Source organism: Xanthomonas boreopolis (assembly GCF_046529185.1).
Taxonomy (GTDB): Bacteria; Pseudomonadota; Gammaproteobacteria; order Xanthomonadales; family Xanthomonadaceae; genus Pseudomonas_S; species Pseudomonas_S boreopolis.
Genome location: NZ_CP097162.1, coordinates 2428440 through 2444822 on the forward strand (window position 1 = coordinate 2428440; position 16383 = coordinate 2444822).

General features: G+C 70.1%; 12 protein-coding genes. 6 read left to right on the forward strand and 6 right to left on the reverse strand.

The annotated features are described in order from the left end of the window. Positions 1-133: 133 nt before the first annotated feature. From M3M27_RS10785 to M3M27_RS10795, 3 genes are read right to left on the reverse strand one after another with little or no spacing between them, the layout of a single operon-like run. Positions 134-3211: an efflux RND transporter permease subunit gene (locus M3M27_RS10785; protein ID WP_434025694.1), complete on the reverse strand. Its 3078-nt coding sequence runs from the start codon at positions 3209-3211 to the stop codon at positions 134-136. After that, positions 3208-6723 carry an efflux RND transporter permease subunit gene (locus M3M27_RS10790; protein WP_434025695.1) on the reverse strand — a complete coding sequence of 1172 codons (3516 nt, stop codon included), beginning with the start codon at positions 6721-6723 and terminating at the stop codon, positions 3208-3210. The genes M3M27_RS10785 and M3M27_RS10790 overlap by 4 nt, the downstream gene beginning before the upstream one ends. Beyond that, positions 6720-7859, reverse strand: coding sequence for an efflux RND transporter periplasmic adaptor subunit (locus M3M27_RS10795; RefSeq protein ID WP_434025696.1), 1140 nt, complete (start codon positions 7857-7859; stop codon positions 6720-6722). The genes M3M27_RS10790 and M3M27_RS10795 overlap by 4 nt, the downstream gene beginning before the upstream one ends. 205 nt (positions 7860-8064) lie before the next feature. On the opposite strand from M3M27_RS10795, the gene M3M27_RS10800 reads away from it, so the two are divergent. Further along, complete coding sequence (locus M3M27_RS10800; protein WP_434025697.1) at positions 8065-8439, forward strand: c-type cytochrome; 375 nt, start codon at positions 8065-8067, stop codon at positions 8437-8439. Positions 8440-8451: 12 nt separating this feature from the next. Beyond that, positions 8452-8913, forward strand: coding sequence for a c-type cytochrome (locus M3M27_RS10805; RefSeq protein WP_434025698.1), 462 nt, complete (start codon positions 8452-8454; stop codon positions 8911-8913). A gap of 94 nt (positions 8914-9007) precedes the next feature. Here M3M27_RS10805 and M3M27_RS10810 read toward each other — a convergent pair whose 3' ends face one another. Together M3M27_RS10810 and M3M27_RS10815 are read right to left on the reverse strand one after the other, a co-directional pair. After that, the gene (locus tag M3M27_RS10810; protein WP_434025699.1) at positions 9008-10783 is read right to left on the reverse strand and encodes a transmembrane repetitive protein; all 1776 of its coding nucleotides are present in this window, start codon (positions 10781-10783) and stop codon (positions 9008-9010) included. A gap of 15 nt (positions 10784-10798) precedes the next feature. Continuing rightward, positions 10799-11395, reverse strand: coding sequence for an NfuA family Fe-S biogenesis protein (locus tag M3M27_RS10815; RefSeq protein WP_140720859.1), 597 nt, complete (start codon positions 11393-11395; stop codon positions 10799-10801). An 89-nt stretch (positions 11396-11484) separates the two neighbouring features. Between M3M27_RS10815 and M3M27_RS10820 the strand changes: the two genes are divergently transcribed. The 4 genes from M3M27_RS10820 (at position 11485) to M3M27_RS10835 (ending at position 15121) form a co-directional block, all read left to right on the forward strand. Next, on the forward strand, positions 11485-11832 hold the full coding sequence (locus M3M27_RS10820; RefSeq protein ID WP_140720856.1) for a 4a-hydroxytetrahydrobiopterin dehydratase: 348 nt from the start codon (positions 11485-11487) through the stop codon (positions 11830-11832). 2 nt (positions 11833-11834) lie between these two features. Beyond that, complete coding sequence (locus M3M27_RS10825; protein WP_218569564.1) at positions 11835-12251, forward strand: energy transducer TonB; 417 nt, start codon at positions 11835-11837, stop codon at positions 12249-12251. A gap of 135 nt (positions 12252-12386) precedes the next feature. Beyond that, positions 12387-13205, forward strand: a complete 819-nt coding sequence (gene zupT / locus M3M27_RS10830) for a zinc transporter ZupT (protein ID WP_140720850.1) — start codon at positions 12387-12389, stop codon at positions 13203-13205. A gap of 137 nt (positions 13206-13342) precedes the next feature. Further along, entirely contained in the window at positions 13343-15121 is a 1779-nt protein-coding gene (locus M3M27_RS10835) for a DUF3300 domain-containing protein (protein ID WP_434025700.1), read from the forward strand. A 30-nt stretch (positions 15122-15151) separates the two neighbouring features. Here M3M27_RS10835 and M3M27_RS10840 read toward each other — a convergent pair whose 3' ends face one another. Next, positions 15152-16126 (reverse strand): RluA family pseudouridine synthase, encoded by a 975-nt coding sequence (locus M3M27_RS10840; RefSeq protein ID WP_140720842.1) that lies wholly within the window; start codon positions 16124-16126, stop codon positions 15152-15154. Positions 16127-16383 lie beyond the last annotated feature (257 nt).

Genomic DNA, 16383 nt, shown 5'->3' on the forward strand with positions numbered 1-16383 from the left:
CGGCATGGGTCGCAACGCGAGTAAGGGTGGTGAGCGAAAAGCGCCGCTCGACCGCAGGCTTCACCCCTGTCTCGCCCCAGCGCTTCGCCCTTCGCCTTCGAAGCCTTCTCCCCCAGGGAGAAGGCTACTCCCACTACCCTTCCACCGCCGCGGGCATCGGCGGCACGCCGCGCGCGCGCCGCACCAGCCTCGCCGCGCCGTTGCTCAGGTCGTCGAGGATCGCGTAGATCGTCGGCAGGAACAGCAGGCTGACCGCGGTCGAGAACGCCAGGCCGCCGGCGATCGCGCGCGCCATCGGGAAGTACGGCGGGCCGTCGGCCATCGTGGTGGTGGACAGCGAGATCGGGACCATCGCCAGGATCGCCGTGCCCATGGTCATCATGATCGGGCGCAGGCGCTCCTTCGAGCCCTCCACCAGCGCGTCGGTACGTCCCATGCCGCGCCGGCGCAGGTTGTTGATGTGCTCGATCATGACGATGCCGTTGTTCACCACCACGCCCATCAGCACCAGGATGCCGATGAAGGACATGATCCCGAACGCCGTGCCGGTGGCCCAGAACAGCCAGAACACGCCGAAGATCGAGAACACCACGCCGCTCATGATCGCCGCGGGGAACAGCAGCGATTCGAACACCGCCGCCATCACCACGTAGATCATCACCAGTGCGATCACCAGGTTGAACAGCATCTGCTGCATCGCTTCGCCGTCGTCCTGGTAGTCGCCGCCGTCGAAGGTGTAGCTGTAGCCCGCCGGGAAGCTCATGCCCTTCAGCACCGCTTCCATCGCCTTGCGCCCCTCCGGCACGGTAACCTTCTCGCCCAGATTGGCCTTGATCGTCAGCGTGGTCTGGCGGTTGGTGCGCCCGATCTGGGTCGCCGACGGATGCTGCCGCACGTCCACCAGGCTCAGCAACGGCACGTTGCGGCCATCCTTGGTGCGCACGGTGAAGCTGGCGAGGTCCTCGGGCCGGGTCTTCTCCGCGCCGGCGAAGCGTACCCAGACCGGCACCTCGTTGTCGCCGCGGCGGAACTCGCGCAGCGGCGAGCCGCGCAGCGCCAGGCCGACGAACTTGGCGACCTCGTCGGCGCTGAAGCCGAACGCCGCCGCGCGCTCGCGATCGACGCGGATCGCCAGCTCGCTGGTGCGGTCGCCGGTATCGATGCGCACGTCGCGCAGTTCCTTGCGCCGCGCCAGCAGCGGCAACACCTCCTCGCCGATCGCCTGCAACTGCTGGGTGGAATCGCCCACCAACTGCACCTGCACGCCCTGGTTGTTGCTGCCGTTGTTGCCGCCCTGGTTGCCGATGCTGTAGTCGGTGCGGGCCGAGCGCGGCATCTCCTTGCGGATCTGCTCCAGCACCGGCGCCACGGCCTTGACCTTGTCCGGGTCGAACGTGACCACGGTGCTGCTGCCCTCGTCCTCGCTGAACCACGAGTAGACCTGGGTGATGTGGAAGCGCCCGCGGTTGTCGTCGAGGAACTTCTCGACCCGCGCCACCTCGTCGCCCATCTGCTCGCGCGTGTACGAGCCCTTCCACTGGTAGCCGATGAAGGCTTCGTTGCCGCCTTCGCCGCCGAACATGTCGATCTTGGTCAGCTTCATCGGCACCAGGCTGACCGCGGTCACCACCAGGATGCCGAACACGCTCCAGCCGCGGTGTTCCAGCGTCCAGCGCAGCAACCCGGCGTAACCGCGCTGCAGGCGCGCGATCACGCCCGTGTGCGACTGCACCAGCGCCGGGGTCTGCATCCGCGCAGACAGCATCGGGATCAGGCTGACCGCCACCAGCCAGGAGGCCAGCAGCGACACCGAGATCGTGATCGCGATCTGGGCCATGAAGATGCTGATGTTGTTGGTCTCGCCGAACAGGTTGGGCACGAACACGATGCAGTGGCACAGCGTGCCGGCGCTCAGCGCGATGGCCACGTTGCGGGTGCCCACCAGCGAGGCCAGCATCGGCTGGCCGGGCATGCGCTCGCGCTCCTGGTAGATGCTCTCCACCACCACCACCGCGTTGTCGACCAGCATGCCGACCGCCAGCAGCAGGCCCATCATCGTCAGGATGTTGAGCGTCACCCCGGCGAAGTACATGAAGCCGAGCGTGATCGTGAAGCAGATCGGGATCGCGAGGGTCACCATCAGCGTGGACGGCCAGTGCCGCAGGAAGAAGAACAGCACCGTCACCGACAGCAGCAGGCCGACCGCGCCGGCCTCGGCCAGCTCGACCAACGAGGACGTCACCGCCTGGCCCTGGTTGTCGATCACCTTGACCTGCACGTCGCGCAGGGCCGGCTGGCTGCGGATCGCCTCCACTTCCTTCAGCACCGTGCTCGACACCTCCACGAGGTTGGCGCTGCGCTCCTTGTAGATGTCCAGTCCGATCGCCGGATTGCCGTCGAGGCGGCGCCCGTAGTTCATGCGGGTCGGCTTGAGCCGGATCTCGGCGATGTCGCCCAGGCGCAGGCCGGTGTTGTTGATCACCAGGTCGCGCAGCTCCTGCAGGTCGCGCAGCTCGCCGACCGGCTGCACGCGGATGCGCTGGCCGTTGTCGTCGATCTGCCCGGCCGATACCGAGAAGTTGAGCTTGCCCAGACGCTCGCTCAACTCGTTGAGGCTGATGCCATGGGCGGTCAGCCGGTCCGGCGCGATCGCGATCTCGACCTCGTTCGGCGGCGCGCCGGAGATCTGCACCCGCGCCACGCCGGGAATGCGCTCGATGCGGCGCTTGAACTCGCGGTCCAGCATGTCGTACGCGCCGGTCAGGTCGGTCTGGCTGGCCAGGCGCACCTTCAGGATCGGCTCGTCGCTGCTGGACCACTTGTAGACGTAGTAGCGCTGCAGGTCCTCGGGCAGGTCGTCGCGGATCGCGTCGATGCGCTCGCGCGCGTCCGAGGCGGCGATGGCGATGTCGCGGTCCCAGTCGGAGAACTCGATGAAGATGTTGGCGCCGTCGGACGTCGCGGTGGAGCGCATCCGCTTGATCCCGGTCATCGTCGCCAGCGCCTCCTCGGTCGGTCGGACGAGGTTGCGTTCGGTCTCCTCCGGGGTCGAACCGGTGTAGGGCAGCTGCACGAACAGGAACGGCGCGGAGATGTCCGGCAGCGCCTCCAGCGGCAGGCGGAACGAGGCGATCAGGCCGACCACGACCAGCGACACGAAGCACATGATCGTGGTGACCGGCCGGCGGATGCTGAAGGCGGCGACGCTCATGCCGACTCCAGGGCGGCGTCGTCGCCGTCCGCGGCCTGCTGCGCCTTGCGCTGCATGCGGCGGCCGCGCTCCAGGTAGTAGCTGTCGGCGCGGCGGTCGAGCAGGTCGTAGACCACCGGGATCACCAGCAGGGTCAACAGCGTGGAGACCAGCAGGCCGCCGATCACCGTGATCGCCATCGGCGAACGCACCTCGGCGCCCTCGCCCATCGCCAGCGCCAACGGCGCGAAGCCGAACAGCGTGCACAGCGTGGTCATGATGATCGGGCGCAGGCGCGAGCGCGCGCCCTCGATCAGCGCCTCGTGCTTGGCCACGCCCTGCTCGCGCAGCTGGTTGACCTTGTCGATCAGGATGATCGCGTTCTTGGTCACCAGGCCGACCAGCAGGATCAGGCCGATGAACACCACCACCGAGATCGGCTTGCCGGTCAGCAGCAGCGCCAGCACCGCGCCGACCAGCGCGAGCGGGATGGTGAACAGGATCACGAACGGATGCAGCAGCGACTCGAACTGCGAAGCCATCACCAGGTAGACCAGGAACACCGCGAGCCCGAACGCGAACAGCAGCGCCTTGACCGAATCGGCCAGCTCCTCGCCCTGCCCGCCGATGTGCATGCCGATGCCGGCGGCGAGCGGATCGTCCTTGACCATCTGCTCGACCTCGCGCATCGCGCCGCCCAGGTCGATGTCGCGCAGGTTGGCCGAGACGATCGCCACGCGTGTCTGGTCGGCGCGATGGATCTCGCTCGGGCCGGTAGTGGCGACGACCTCGGCCACCGACGACAGCCGCACCGGCCGGCTGCTGCCCGGATTGACGATCAGGCGGCGGATGTCCTCGACGCTGGCACGATCGCTCTGCTGCGCGCGCACCAGCACGTCGATCTTGCGGTCGCGGAAGCTGTAGCGGGTCGCCACGTCGCCGCGCACCTTCTTGACGATCACGTCGGCGATCTGGCGCGTGGTCAGGCCGAGCGCGCCGGCGCGCTCCTGGTCGAAGCGGATCTGGATCTCGGGAAAGCCCTCCTCCACGGTCGACTTCACGTCGGCGTAGTGCGGGTTGGCGCGCAGCATCGCCGCCAGCTTCTGCCCGGCATGCTCCAGCTCGACCAGGTCGTTGCCACGCAGTTCCACTTCCAGCGGCGTGGAGAACGAGAACAACGCCGGCCGCGCGAAATCGACCTGCACGCCGGGATGGCCGGCCATCGTCGCGCGCAGCTTCTCGGTCTCGGCCGCTTCCACCTTGGCGCTGCCGCCGTTGGCCATCACGACGGTCAGCTTGCCGATGTTCTCGCCGCTTTCGGTCGGGTTGGCGTCCAGGCGCGTGCCGCTGCCGGACACGCCGTACAGCGACGCGATGCCGGCGTCCTTGCCGTGCGCCAGCTGCAGCTCGCGCACCAGCCCGTCGGTCTGCGCCAGCGGCGTCCCGGCCGGCAGCTTCACCGTCATCTCGAAACGGTCCTGCGCCAGTTGCGGGATCAGGTCGGCGCCCAGCATCGGCACCGCCAGCAGCGTGGCCACGAACGCCGCCGTCGCCGCGCCCAACACCAGCCACGGACGGCGCAGTGCCGCCGGCAGCAGGCGCAGGTAGCCGCGCTCGGCCCGGTCGTAGGGCGCCATCGCCAGGTCGCTGGCCTTGCGCATCACCGGGGCGACCACGCGCACCACCCCGCGCCACAGCCTCACCACCAGCCAGGCCGCGGCGAAGAAGCCGTAGCGGAACAGCGCGCCGAGCCCGCGGCGACCGGCCGCGACCGGCTTGAGCCAGCCCTGCCGCGGTTGCCATTGCGGATGCGGCGGTTCCTCCGGGAACGCCAGCGGCGGGCGTCCCTTCAGCGAACTCAGCATCGGGATCAGCGTCATCGACACCACCAGCGAGATCGCGATGGCGATCGCCACCGTCAGCGCCTGGTCGCGGAACAGCTGGCCGGCGATGCCCTCGACGAACACCAGCGGCAGGAACACCGCGATCGTGGTCAGGGTCGAGGCGACCACCGCCATGCCGACCTCGCGGGTACCGGCGATCGCCGCCTCCAGCACGCCCAGCCCGCGCTCGCGCGCCTTGGCGATGCTTTCCAGCACCACGATCGAGTCGTCCACCACCAGGCCGGTGGCCAATGCCAGGCCGCCCAGCGACATCACGTTGAGGCTCAGCCCGAACTGGCCCATGAAGAAGAACGTGGTGACGATCGACACCGGCAGCGACAGGCTGATCACGAACGTGCTCCAGCCGTCGCGCAGGAACAGGAAGATGATCAGGATCGCCAGCATGCCGCCGATCACCGCGTCGTGCTTGACCGAGGTGATCGCCGCCTCGATGAAGTGCGACTGGTCCTCGATCGTGGTGATCTCCACGTCGCCGGGTATGGTGTTCCTGATCTGCTCCAGGCGCTTGCGCAGCGCCGCCGCCGTGGACACGGTGTTGGCGTCGCCTTCCTTGTAGATCGCCAGCTCGACCGCTTCCTTGCCGCCCAGGCGGATGATCGCCTCGCGCTCCTTGAAGCCCTGGCGCACCTCGGCCACGTCCTTCAGGCGCACCGGCAGGCCGCCGGCGATGGACGCGGTCGACGAGGACGACGCGCTCTGCGCCTCGGCGGCCGCCGCGATCGCCGCCTGAGAACCCGTGGCCGCCGCGATCGCGTACATCTGCTGCAACGCCGCCTCGGCGCCGTTGCCGCTGCTGGTGGTGGTCGTCACCAGCATGTTGCGGATCTCGTCGAGGTCGACGAACTGGTTGACGGTGCGCACCAGGTAGCGCTGCGAGCCCTCTTCCAGCCTGCCGCCGGAGAGGTTGACGTTCTCTTCCTTGAGCCGGGTGATGACGTTGTCGATCGGTAGGTTGAGCTGGGCCAGCTTCTGCTGGTCGATGTCCACCTGGATCTCGTCCTCGAGGCCGCCGCCGACCTTGACCGCGGCCACGCCGGCAACCGGCTCGAGCTTCTTCTTCAGGTCCTCGTCGGCATAGCGGCGCAAGGTGGTCAGCTGGCGGATCGCGTCGCCATCGTCGCGCGGCGCATCCTTGGGCGACAGCACCAGGCGCATGATCGGCTCGGTGCTCGGGTTGAAGCGCAGCAGCACCGGCGCCTTGGCTTCCAGCGGCAGCGTCAGCGCCTCCATCTTGTCGCGCACCTCCAGGCTGGCCTGGTCCATGTTGGTGCCCCAGGCGAACTCCAGCACCACGTCGCTCTGCCCGGTACGGGAGACCGACTTGAGCTTGCGCAGGTTCTTGACCACGCCGACCGCTTCCTCGACCGGCTCGGTGATCAAGGTCTCGATCTCCGCCGGCGCGGCACCGGTGTATTCGGTGCGCACGGTGAGCGTCGGATAGCTCAGGTCCGGCAGCAGGTTGACCTTCAGCCCCTGCAGCGCGATCGCGCCGAACAGCAGCATCGTGACGGTGATCATCGCGATGGTGACGCGGCGGCGGGTGGAAAATTCCACCAGGCCGCCACCCATCGCGCCGGGTGCGGCGTGCGTGGCCGGATCGCGGCCGTGATCGGATCCGGCGCTGGTCATGAACGGTCGCCCTGCTGCGGCCCGGCCTTGGCCACGTCCCTGGCCGACGCCTGCGACTGGCCGATCACCTGCACCGCCGTGCCGTCGCGCAGCGCCACCTTGCCGGCGGTGACCACCTGGTCGCCCTCCTTCAAGCCTTCGCGCACTTCCACCCACGGCCCTTCGGCATAGCCCAGCTTGACCGGTACGCGCGCCACCTTGCCGTCGCGCACCCGGAACACCGCCGGATCGCCGTCGTCGAGCAACGCCACCCGCGGCACCACCAGCGCGTCGGCGCGCTGGTCGTAGTCGATGCGCAGGCGGCCGAACATGCCCGGTTGCAGGTCCTGCGCGCCCTCGTCGAACGCGCAGACCACGCGGAACGTGCCGCTGGTGGAATCCACCACCGGCGCAACCCGGTCCACGCGCCCCACGAAGCTGCGCCCGGGCAGCGCGTCGGCCAGCATCGTCACCGGCTGGCCGGCCTTGAGCGTGGCCAGTTCGCGCTCGGGCACGTTGAGCGTGGCCTCCAGCTGCGAGTCGTCGACGATGCGGAAGATCGGCGTGTTGATCTGCACGAAGTTGCCGGTCTTGATCGAGCGCGAAGCGACCACGCCGGAGATCGGCGCCACCACCGTGGTGTAGGACAGCTCCAGCGTCGCCAGCCGGTACTGCGCGCGCGCGTTCTCCAAGTCGAACTTGAGCTGGTCGACGTCGGCGGCGCTGACCAGCTGCTGGCCCACCAGCTGCGTGGCGCGCAGGTAGCTGTTCTCGAGCTTGCGCATCTGCGCCTCGCTCTGCGCGACCGCCAGCCTGGGCCGGTCGGGATCGAGCCGCACCAGCGGCTGGCCCGCCACGACCTTCTGGCCTTCCTCCACCAGCACCGCCAGGGCCACGCCGGAAGTCTTGGCGACCACCTGCGATTCGGCGCGCGGCTCCAGCGAGGCGGTACCGGTATAGCTGGCCGCCACGGCGCGGCGGGAAGCCTTGGCGACCTCGACCGGCACCGCGTCGGCCGCCTTCTCCTCCTTCTTGTCCGCGGCCTGGGCGTTGGATGCCTCACCGGACTTGCAGGCCGGCAGCAACAGGCAGGTGGTGATCAACAGTGCGGCGGCGCAGGTTCCGGTGCGGCCGCACAGCAGGGTCGGTAGCGACATCGTCTGGTCCCGTGGATGCGTGAGGAGGTGTTATAGGAAAGTAAATCACTGATCCACCCAGACACCATGCGCCAAAGGTCATGGTGCCGGCCCAAGTCCCTATTCACCCCCTTTTCAGATACCTGATATCGCGGGCTATACTCGGTCCCGGCCCCGCGTCCCCCCACGCCGGAGCCACCAAAACCCGTACCCGGACCCGAAATCAATGCGCCCGCAGCCGCTCGCCGCTTGTCTCGCTCTGGTCGTTTTCCTGCCCTTGGGGGGCGCCCTGGCCAGCCAGGATGCCGCACCGACCGCCTCCGCTCCCGCCGCCAACCCGGCATCGCCGACCGGGAACCCGGCCAATGGCCGCGTCCTGGTCTACACCTGCCAGGGTTGCCACGGGATCACCGGCTACAAGAACGCCTATCCCAGCTTCCGCATCCCCAAGATCGGCGGCCAATCCCCGCAATACCTCAGCCAGGCGCTGGTCGAGTACCGGGAGGGCAAGCGCAAGCACCCGACCATGCAGGCTCAGGCGCAGAGTTTCTCCGACCAGGACATCGCCGACATCGCCGCGTTCCTGTCCACCCTCAAGTAAGGCAAGCACGCCATGTCGAAAAGCCAGCATGCCCTGCGTCTCGTCACCGTCCTGCTCGCCTCGGCCCTCATGGCCGCCTGCTCCCAGTCCCAGGTCGAATCGACCAGCAAGTCCGCCGGCGATCCCGGCCATGCCAGCGGCGAGCACGGCTCGAGTTCGTCCGCCGGCCTGCCCGCAGGCCGCATCGAGTCCGGCGACAAGCTGGCCCATGCCAAGGGCAAGGCGACCGGCCAGAGCTGCATCGATTGCCACGGCGCCGACGGCAACGTCCCGATCGACCCGACCTATCCCAAGCTCGGCGGCCAGTACGGCGACTACATCGCCCATGCGTTGCAGGCCTATCGCAGCGGCGACCGCCAGCATGCGTTGATGAGCCCGCAGGCCGCCAACCTCAGCGACCAGGACATCGCCGACCTGGCCGCGTACTTCGGCTCGCGCACCACGCAATTGCGCGACCTGCAGGGCATCAAGTAACGCCCGGGCTTTTCCCACCGAATGGCCGCACATGGAGGTGCGGCCGGTCGCGCGGGAGCGCGCGGGAAGCCTTCGCGGCGCACCCGTCCGATCTTCAGCGCACGCTGCCGTTGTCTTCCTGCAGCTCCTTCTTGAACGGCACATCCGGCGGCGGCCGGGCGCTGGCCGGCTGTTCGTTCATGTTGGGATTGGTCAGCCCGCAACCGCCCCCGAACTGCAGCATCGACACCACGCAGCTGATCTTCGTGGACGTGCCCGGGATCGCGATCTCGATCTTCTTGATGCCCTTGCGCACCCATTCCTCGAGCAGCGACTCGTTGGGCACCCAGTACTTGTCGAACGAGGTCGGGGTGTAGTCGTACGGCGGCCGCTTCAGCCACGTGCCCGACTCGGCAATGCGTTCGCGGCTCCAATGATCGGTTTCGCTGCCGGGCGCGCCGCGTCCGCCGTCGGCCTGCCCTTGCTCGGGCACGCGCAGGCTGCCGTCGCGGTTGTACAGGCCGTCGCCCTGGCTCGCCCCTCCGTCCTGCCGGCCGGCCTGGTTGCGTTCGCCCAGGCCCCAGTCGTCGGCCGCCTTGGGCGCCGCCCAGCCGCCGCTGCGATCGGTGGGCCTGGGCCCTGCTCCGGCCTGTCGGCCAGGGCTGGCGCCGGGAGCACGGGCGGCAGGCGTGCTGCCCGCCGCGACCGGGCCCGACTCGGCCGGTGCGCTTGCCGGAGCCGATGCGGCGGGAGCCGGCGCGGTCGCCGCCGGGCTCGCGTCCATGGCACGGGCGGTTTGCGCCGGCGCCTGGCGGACCGGCTCGGCCGCGGGCGCAGGGGCCGGCGAAGACGCGGGAACGTCCGGCAGTTCCCGCTGCCGGACCGCGACCTCGGGCGTTTCCAGCGTCGGCGCCGGCGGGTGCAATGCCGGTTGCGGCAACGCGATCGCCGGCCGGTCGACCGTCGCCACCTCGCGCTCGCGCACCGTCGGCACCGGCAACGACGGCGCCGTGGGCGGCTGCACCTCGCGCGGCCTGACCTGCATCGCCTGCGGCCGCTCGACCGTCTCGACCTGGCGTTCGCGGACCTGCGGCAACTCGGGCTGGGCGAGCCGGGCCTCGCGCAGGGGGACCGATGGCGGCGGCGGCACCACGAAATCGGTCGTCGCGACCGGCGTCTCGGTGGCGATGACCGGCGCGGGATCGATGACCATCGGCGCCGGCCGCTGCACGGCCACCGGCGGCACGGGGCGCTCGGCCGAAGGCGGCACCCGCTCGGGTACCGGCGGCGCAGGTGGCGAGGCGGGCTCGGCCTCCGCCGCGGCGGCCGTCGGTGGCGTCGCCGCGGGCGAGGCTTGGCCGGAAGCGACGGGCGCGGGTCGGGAACGCGGCCGTACCGGCGCGGTGGTTCTCTGCGTGGCCTCCGGTGCCATCGCCTGCCCGCCTTCGCCGCCGCCTTCGTCGTCGGGCGCTCCGCGCCCGAGGATGGAGAGCTGTACGCGCCCCGCCTCGGGCTCGGTCTCGCGCGCGGCCCATCGCACCACCGCGACCCACAGCAACAGCACTAGGAACAGCACGTGGATCAGGAAACTGCCGGCGACGCCGAGCCAGTGCAGTCCGCGCTGGTCGGCCGGCCGCGGGTCCCAGTGCTGCCACCACAGCCGCCGGAACGCCTCCAGGAAGCTCAACTGGGGAGCGATCCCGCTCCCCGGCGGGCGCGGCAACGTGGCGACATGCGCGGCGATGTCGCGCCCGTCGAACGGTGCGGCGGCCGCTACGCCACTGCGCATCCAGATGCCCCAGCCATGGGGCATGCCGCTGCGTTTCTCGAGAATGGGCCAGTCCGGCCTGCGCGCCAGCAGATGGTCGATCAGGTCGGCGGCTTTCGTCACCGGTGCGACAGGGGATCAGGCCGCGTCGCGCGGGATGTACGGGGCATCGCCGGTGCTGTGGTCGGTGGCGTCGCGCACGGCGGTCACCCCCGGCACGCGCCCCATCAGCGTCTTCTCGATGCCCTGCTTGAGCGTCACGTCGGCCATCCCGCAACCGTGGCAGCCGCCGCCGAAGCGCAGCAGCACCACGCCGTCCGCGGACACTTCCTGCACCGCCACCCGGCCGCCATGCGAAGCCAGCTGCGGATTGATCTCGTTCTCGACCACCCAGCGCACCCGCTCGACCAGCGAGGCCGACTCCGCCGGCGCCTCGCCCTTGATCTTCGGCGCCTTGATGGTCAGCTGCTGGTTGCCGGTGGACTGGGTGACGTAGTCGATCTCCGCGCCGTCGAGCCATTGCACGCTGTCGGCGCTCACGTACAGCGTGAAGCCGTCGCAGTCCACCGCCCACTCGTCGCCGCGCAGGTCGGCCGGCTCGGCGAACTCGAGCCGCGCATCGGCGCGCGGGGTGCCGGCGTCCACCGCGCTGAGGCGCACGCCCATGCCGGCCACGCCCTCGCGCTCGATCAGCTTGCGGAAGTGTGCCTGTGCCTTGTCGGATATCTGGATCATGCGGGTATTCTAGCCCTGTCTTGACGACCGCTGATGGAACATTACATCCCTTGGCAACCCGTTCACGTCAGCCACCGTGGAGGCCCCCGATGACCGACCTCGTCCCGCTCGCGCAAGCGCACTGCCTGCCCCGCAAGGGCAGCGAATACAAGCTCGGCCAGGCCCGCCTGGCCGAACTCCTGCCCCAGGTCCCCGGCTGGGAGCTGGCGGAGAACGGCAACGCGCTGACCCGCACGTTCGCCTTCCGCGACTATTACCACACGATGGCCTTCGTCAATGCACTGGCCTGGATCGCGCATCGCGAGGATCATCACCCCGACCTCGGCGTGCACTACGACCGGGTCGTCGCCCGGTTCTCGACCCACGACGTCGGCGGCCTGAGCGAGAACGACTTCATCTGCGCCGCCAAGGCGTCCGCCCTTTACGAGGAAGCATGACCATGCGCCTGCACCACCTGATACTGCCGGTTGCCGCCACCGTCCTGCTGGGCGCCTGCGGCAAGTCCCAGACGCCTGCGGCGCCCGTCGTGCCGCCGACCGAGCTGACCGCGGTGCACACCCCGCCCCCGGAATACCCGGCCGAACTGGCCTGCGCCGGGATCGGCGGCAAGACCGTGCTCAAGGTGACGATCGGCACCGAAGGCACCGTCACCCAGGTCCAGCTGGTGCAGAGCAGCGGCCAGGCGGTGCTGGACGAGTCGGCCCAGAAGCGCGTGCGGGAAGAATGGAAGTTCAATCCGGCCACCCGCAACGGCCAGCCGGTTTCGCAGACCATCCAGGTGCCGGTGGATTTCAACCCGCCGCAGCCCAAGCCGAGCGAATGCTTCGCGATCGAGGAGCGCGCGCGGCGCGGCTGACCGCGCGCCTGTCCCGCGATCCCGTCCCCGGCGCCGCGAGCGGCGCCCGTCGTGCCGGCGCCGCCGGCTTCCGCCCGATACGAACCGGGTTCGGCGACGGCATGCGGGACCCAAGCCCAAGACGGAACCTGGCGCATGCCCGACATCACTTCCGCGAACGTGGTCACCGCCCTGCTGGTGACGCTGGCCGCAGGCCTGGCCACCGGCCTGGGCAGCCTGATGGTGCTGTTCTCGCGCAAGCCCGAACCGCGCCTGCTCGCGTTCGGCCTGGCCTTTGCCGGCGGCGCGATGGTGTACGTCTCGTTGTCGGAGATCCTCAACAAGTCGATCGCCTCGTTCTCGCTCGCCTTCAACGACAAGCTCGGCTTCACCTACGGCACCCTCGCCTTCCTCGGCGGCGTGCTGCTGATCATGCTGATCGACCGGCTGGTGCCCAACCCGCACCAGAGCCTGAGCAGCGAGGATCCGCTGTTCCGCGAGAACAACCGCGCCTACATCCGGCGGGTCGGCCTGTTGACCGCGGTGGCGATCACCGCGCACAACTTCCCGGAGGGACTCGCCACCTTCTTCGCCACGCTGGAAAGCCCGGCGGTCGGCATGCCGCTGGCGTTCGCGATCGCCATCCACAACATCCCCGAAGGCATCGCCATCACCGTGCCGGTGTACTTCGCCACGCGCAGCAAGTTCTATGCGTTCCTCGCCAGCCTGTTGTCCGGGCTCGCCGAACCGGTCGGCGCGGCGATCGGCTACGTGGCGTTGTCGGGCGTGCTGTCCGAGGCGATCTTCGGGCTGGTGTTCGGCCTGATCGCGGGGGTGATGGTGTTCCTCGCGCTGGACGAGCTGCTGCCGGCGGCCAAGCGCTACGCGAAGGGCCACGAGACCGTGTACGGCCTGGTCACCGGCATGGCCACGCTGGCGATCAGCCTGGTGCTGTTCCGCTTCGCGGCGCCCTGACGCGGCGTTCCGCCAAGCCGCAATCACGCCTGAACGCGATCCGTCGCGCGGCTCCGCCGCGGCTTCGAGAAAGGTGGCAGACATTCAAGCCGGCGCATCCTGCGCGCGTCCTCCAAACGCACGAAGAGAGGTGCAGCATGGACACCCGCACGTTGTCGCCGGCCCGGCTCGCCCTGGCCGTGGCCACCACGCTGAGCGTGCTTGCGCTGGGCGCCTGCCAGCAGCCCGCCCCGCCGCCCGCGGCCACCAGCGACGCCGCCCCGGCCGATCCCGCGCAACCGCCGTACGTGCCGCCCACCGCGGAGCAGTTGTACAAGCTGGTCGCGCCGATCGCGCTGTTCCCGGACAAGCTGGTCGCGCAGACCCTGGCGGCATCGGTGTATCCGGACCAAGTGCTCGCCGCGCAAGGCTGGTTGCACCAGAACGGCAACCTGAGCACCGCCGACCGGCTGCAGGGCGCGGCCTCGCAGCCCTGGGATCCCAGCGTCAAGGCGCTGAGCGCGTTCCCGGACGTGGTCGACCAGCTGGCCGGCAACCTCGACTGGACCCGCGCCCTCGGCGATGCCTACGCGCACGACCCCAACGACGTGCTCGACGCGATCCAGGTGATGCGCCAGCGCGCCCAGGCCAGCGGCCACCTGCGCAGCACGCCGCAGCAGCGGGTACAGGTGGTGCAGACCGTGGTCGCCCCGGCGCAGGACGAAGGCGAGATCCCGCCGCCGCCCCGGACCATCGTCATCGAGCCCGCGCAGCCGGACGTGGTCTATGTGCCGCGCTACGACCCCGGCGTGGTCTACGGCACGCCGGTCGACGTCTACAGCGACTACCGCTACCGCCCGGCGCGGGTCTACGACGACGGCGACATGCTCGCCACCGGCCTCGTCTCCTTCGGCGTCGGCGTGCTGGTGGGCAGCGCCCTCGAGCACCACCATCACGGTCCGCTGGCCTGGATCGAACCGGAACCGGCCTGGCACGGCTGGGGCTGGAACAACTGGGGCGTGGACTGGAACGCGCCGCCCGCCGCGCCGCACTACGTGGTCTACCAGAACCGGGTGTACGCGCCGCGCACGACGATCATCAACAACCGCATCGACAACCGCATCGATGCGCGCAGCTACGACATCCACCAGGACAACCGCAGTTGGGTGACCACGACGGCACCGCCGCCAGCCCAAGCCGCAACGGCCGCAGGCATGCCGATGGCCGCGTCGGCGGCGGCGCAGCGGCCGTTCCAGGGTTCGCGCGGGCCCTCCCCGCAAGTCGCGGCCGCGCAGAACCGGGGTGCGCCGGACTACGCGCACCTGTCCACGCCGCATTTCAATGCGCAGATGCTCCAACCGGGCCGCCCGGTGGCGATGGCGGCGCCTGCGCCGGCTGCGATTCGCGCCGGCGCCACCCCACCCATGGCCATCGCGCCGCACGACCTGCGCGCCCAACCGGCGGCGTTCGCGCCGCCGCTGCATCCTTCGGGCCGGGTGCCCGCGCCCGCTCCCCGTGCGACGGCACCGTGGGCGGCGGCCGCCACGCAGGCGCCCCGGCATGGCCTGCCCGCCGCCGCGGCCCATGCCCGCGACATGGATCCCATGCGCATGCCGATGCCCCGTGCTCCCGTTGCCGTTCGCAACGCGGCCCAAGCGCCGATGCCGGCCCGGCAGGCGCCGCCTGCGTTCGCGCCGCCGCATGAGGTCCCGCGCGCCATGCCGCTCCAGGAGATGGCCTTCGGCCAGCCTCATCCGCAGCGACAGCAGGCGCCGATGCCATCGTCGCGCCCGTCGTTCCCGCGCCCGCCGCAGGCGCAGCGCATGGCCGCGTTCGCGCCGCCGCACGCGCCTGCCGGTCGCGCGCCGGAACCACGCCCGGCGCACCCGCAGCCACGCCACGACCCGCACCACGACCACGACAAGCGCAACGGCTGAACCGCCGCCCCTGGCGCCCCTCCGGCGGCGTCAGCGGCCCAGCCGGTCCAGCGCTTCGGCCAGTTCGTCGGCCAGCGGCGCGCTCAACAGGTACGGGGTCCGGCCGCCGTCCAGCGCGAACTCCAGCGAGGCGGCGTGCAGGAACAGGCGCTTGAGCCCGATCTGCTCGCGCAGCCGCTTGTTGACCTCGGCCTGGCCGTACTTGTCGTCGCCGGCGACCGGGTGGCCGAGATGCTGGGCGTGGACGCGGATCTGGTGGGTACGGCCGGTCTCGATCCGCACCTCGCAATAGGAATGGCCTCCGCGCCGTTCGAGCACCCGGAAGTGGCTCAGCGACGGCTTGCCCTGCGCGTTCACCTGCACGTGCCGTTCGCCGCCCTGGCGCAGGCCGATGTGCAGGGGAGCGTCCACGCTCATCACGCCATCGGGCATGCGGCCGACCAGCAAGGTAAGATAGCGCTTGGCGATGCCGCGGCCGTCGTCGCCGTCGCCTTCCCGCATCAGCGCCTGCAGCTCGGTGAGCGCCGAGCGCTTCTTGGCGACGATCAGCAGGCCCGAGGTGTCGCGGTCCAGACGGTGCACCAGCTCCAGGCCCTGGTTGGGACGCAGCGCCCGGAGGGTCTCGATCGCGCCGTGGCTGATCCCGCTGCCGCCGTGGCTGGCCACGCCCGAAGGCTTGTTCAGGGCCAGCAGCCGCTCGTCCTCGAACACGATGGCCGCCTCCATCCGCGCCAGGAAGGCAGCGGGCGGCGGGGTCCGTTCTCCCTCCTCGGTGAGACGCACGGGCGGCAGCCGCACCTCGTCGCCGCCTTCCAGCTTGCGCTCGGCCTTGGCCCGGCCCCCGTTCACGCGCACCTGGCCGCTGCGGACCAGCTTGTAGACCAGGCTGCGGGGCGCCCCCTTGAGCTGGCCGAGCAGGAAATTGTCCAGGCGCTGGCCGCTGCGGTCGTCCGGGACCTTCACGATACGTGCGCCCGACGCTTTCGGAGTATGGGGATCGGTCATCCGGCTATTTATTCTGCTACACTCGGCGGGCGAGATAAGGGTTTGATTTCGTTGGAAGTTGCCTAGGGCCAGAAGCCCCGCTTCCGATGGATCCGGCACAGTGCGCGGCCACCGCCCCCGGGGCGGCCATGTTAGCGGCTTACCGGCCTACCCGGCCATCGCCGGCGGCCTTAGGGCCGTCGCGCTGAACATGTCCCGTGCGACGCCCCAGCCTGCTGGACGCGGCCGCCGGTCCTGAAACACCAAAAAACGAACAA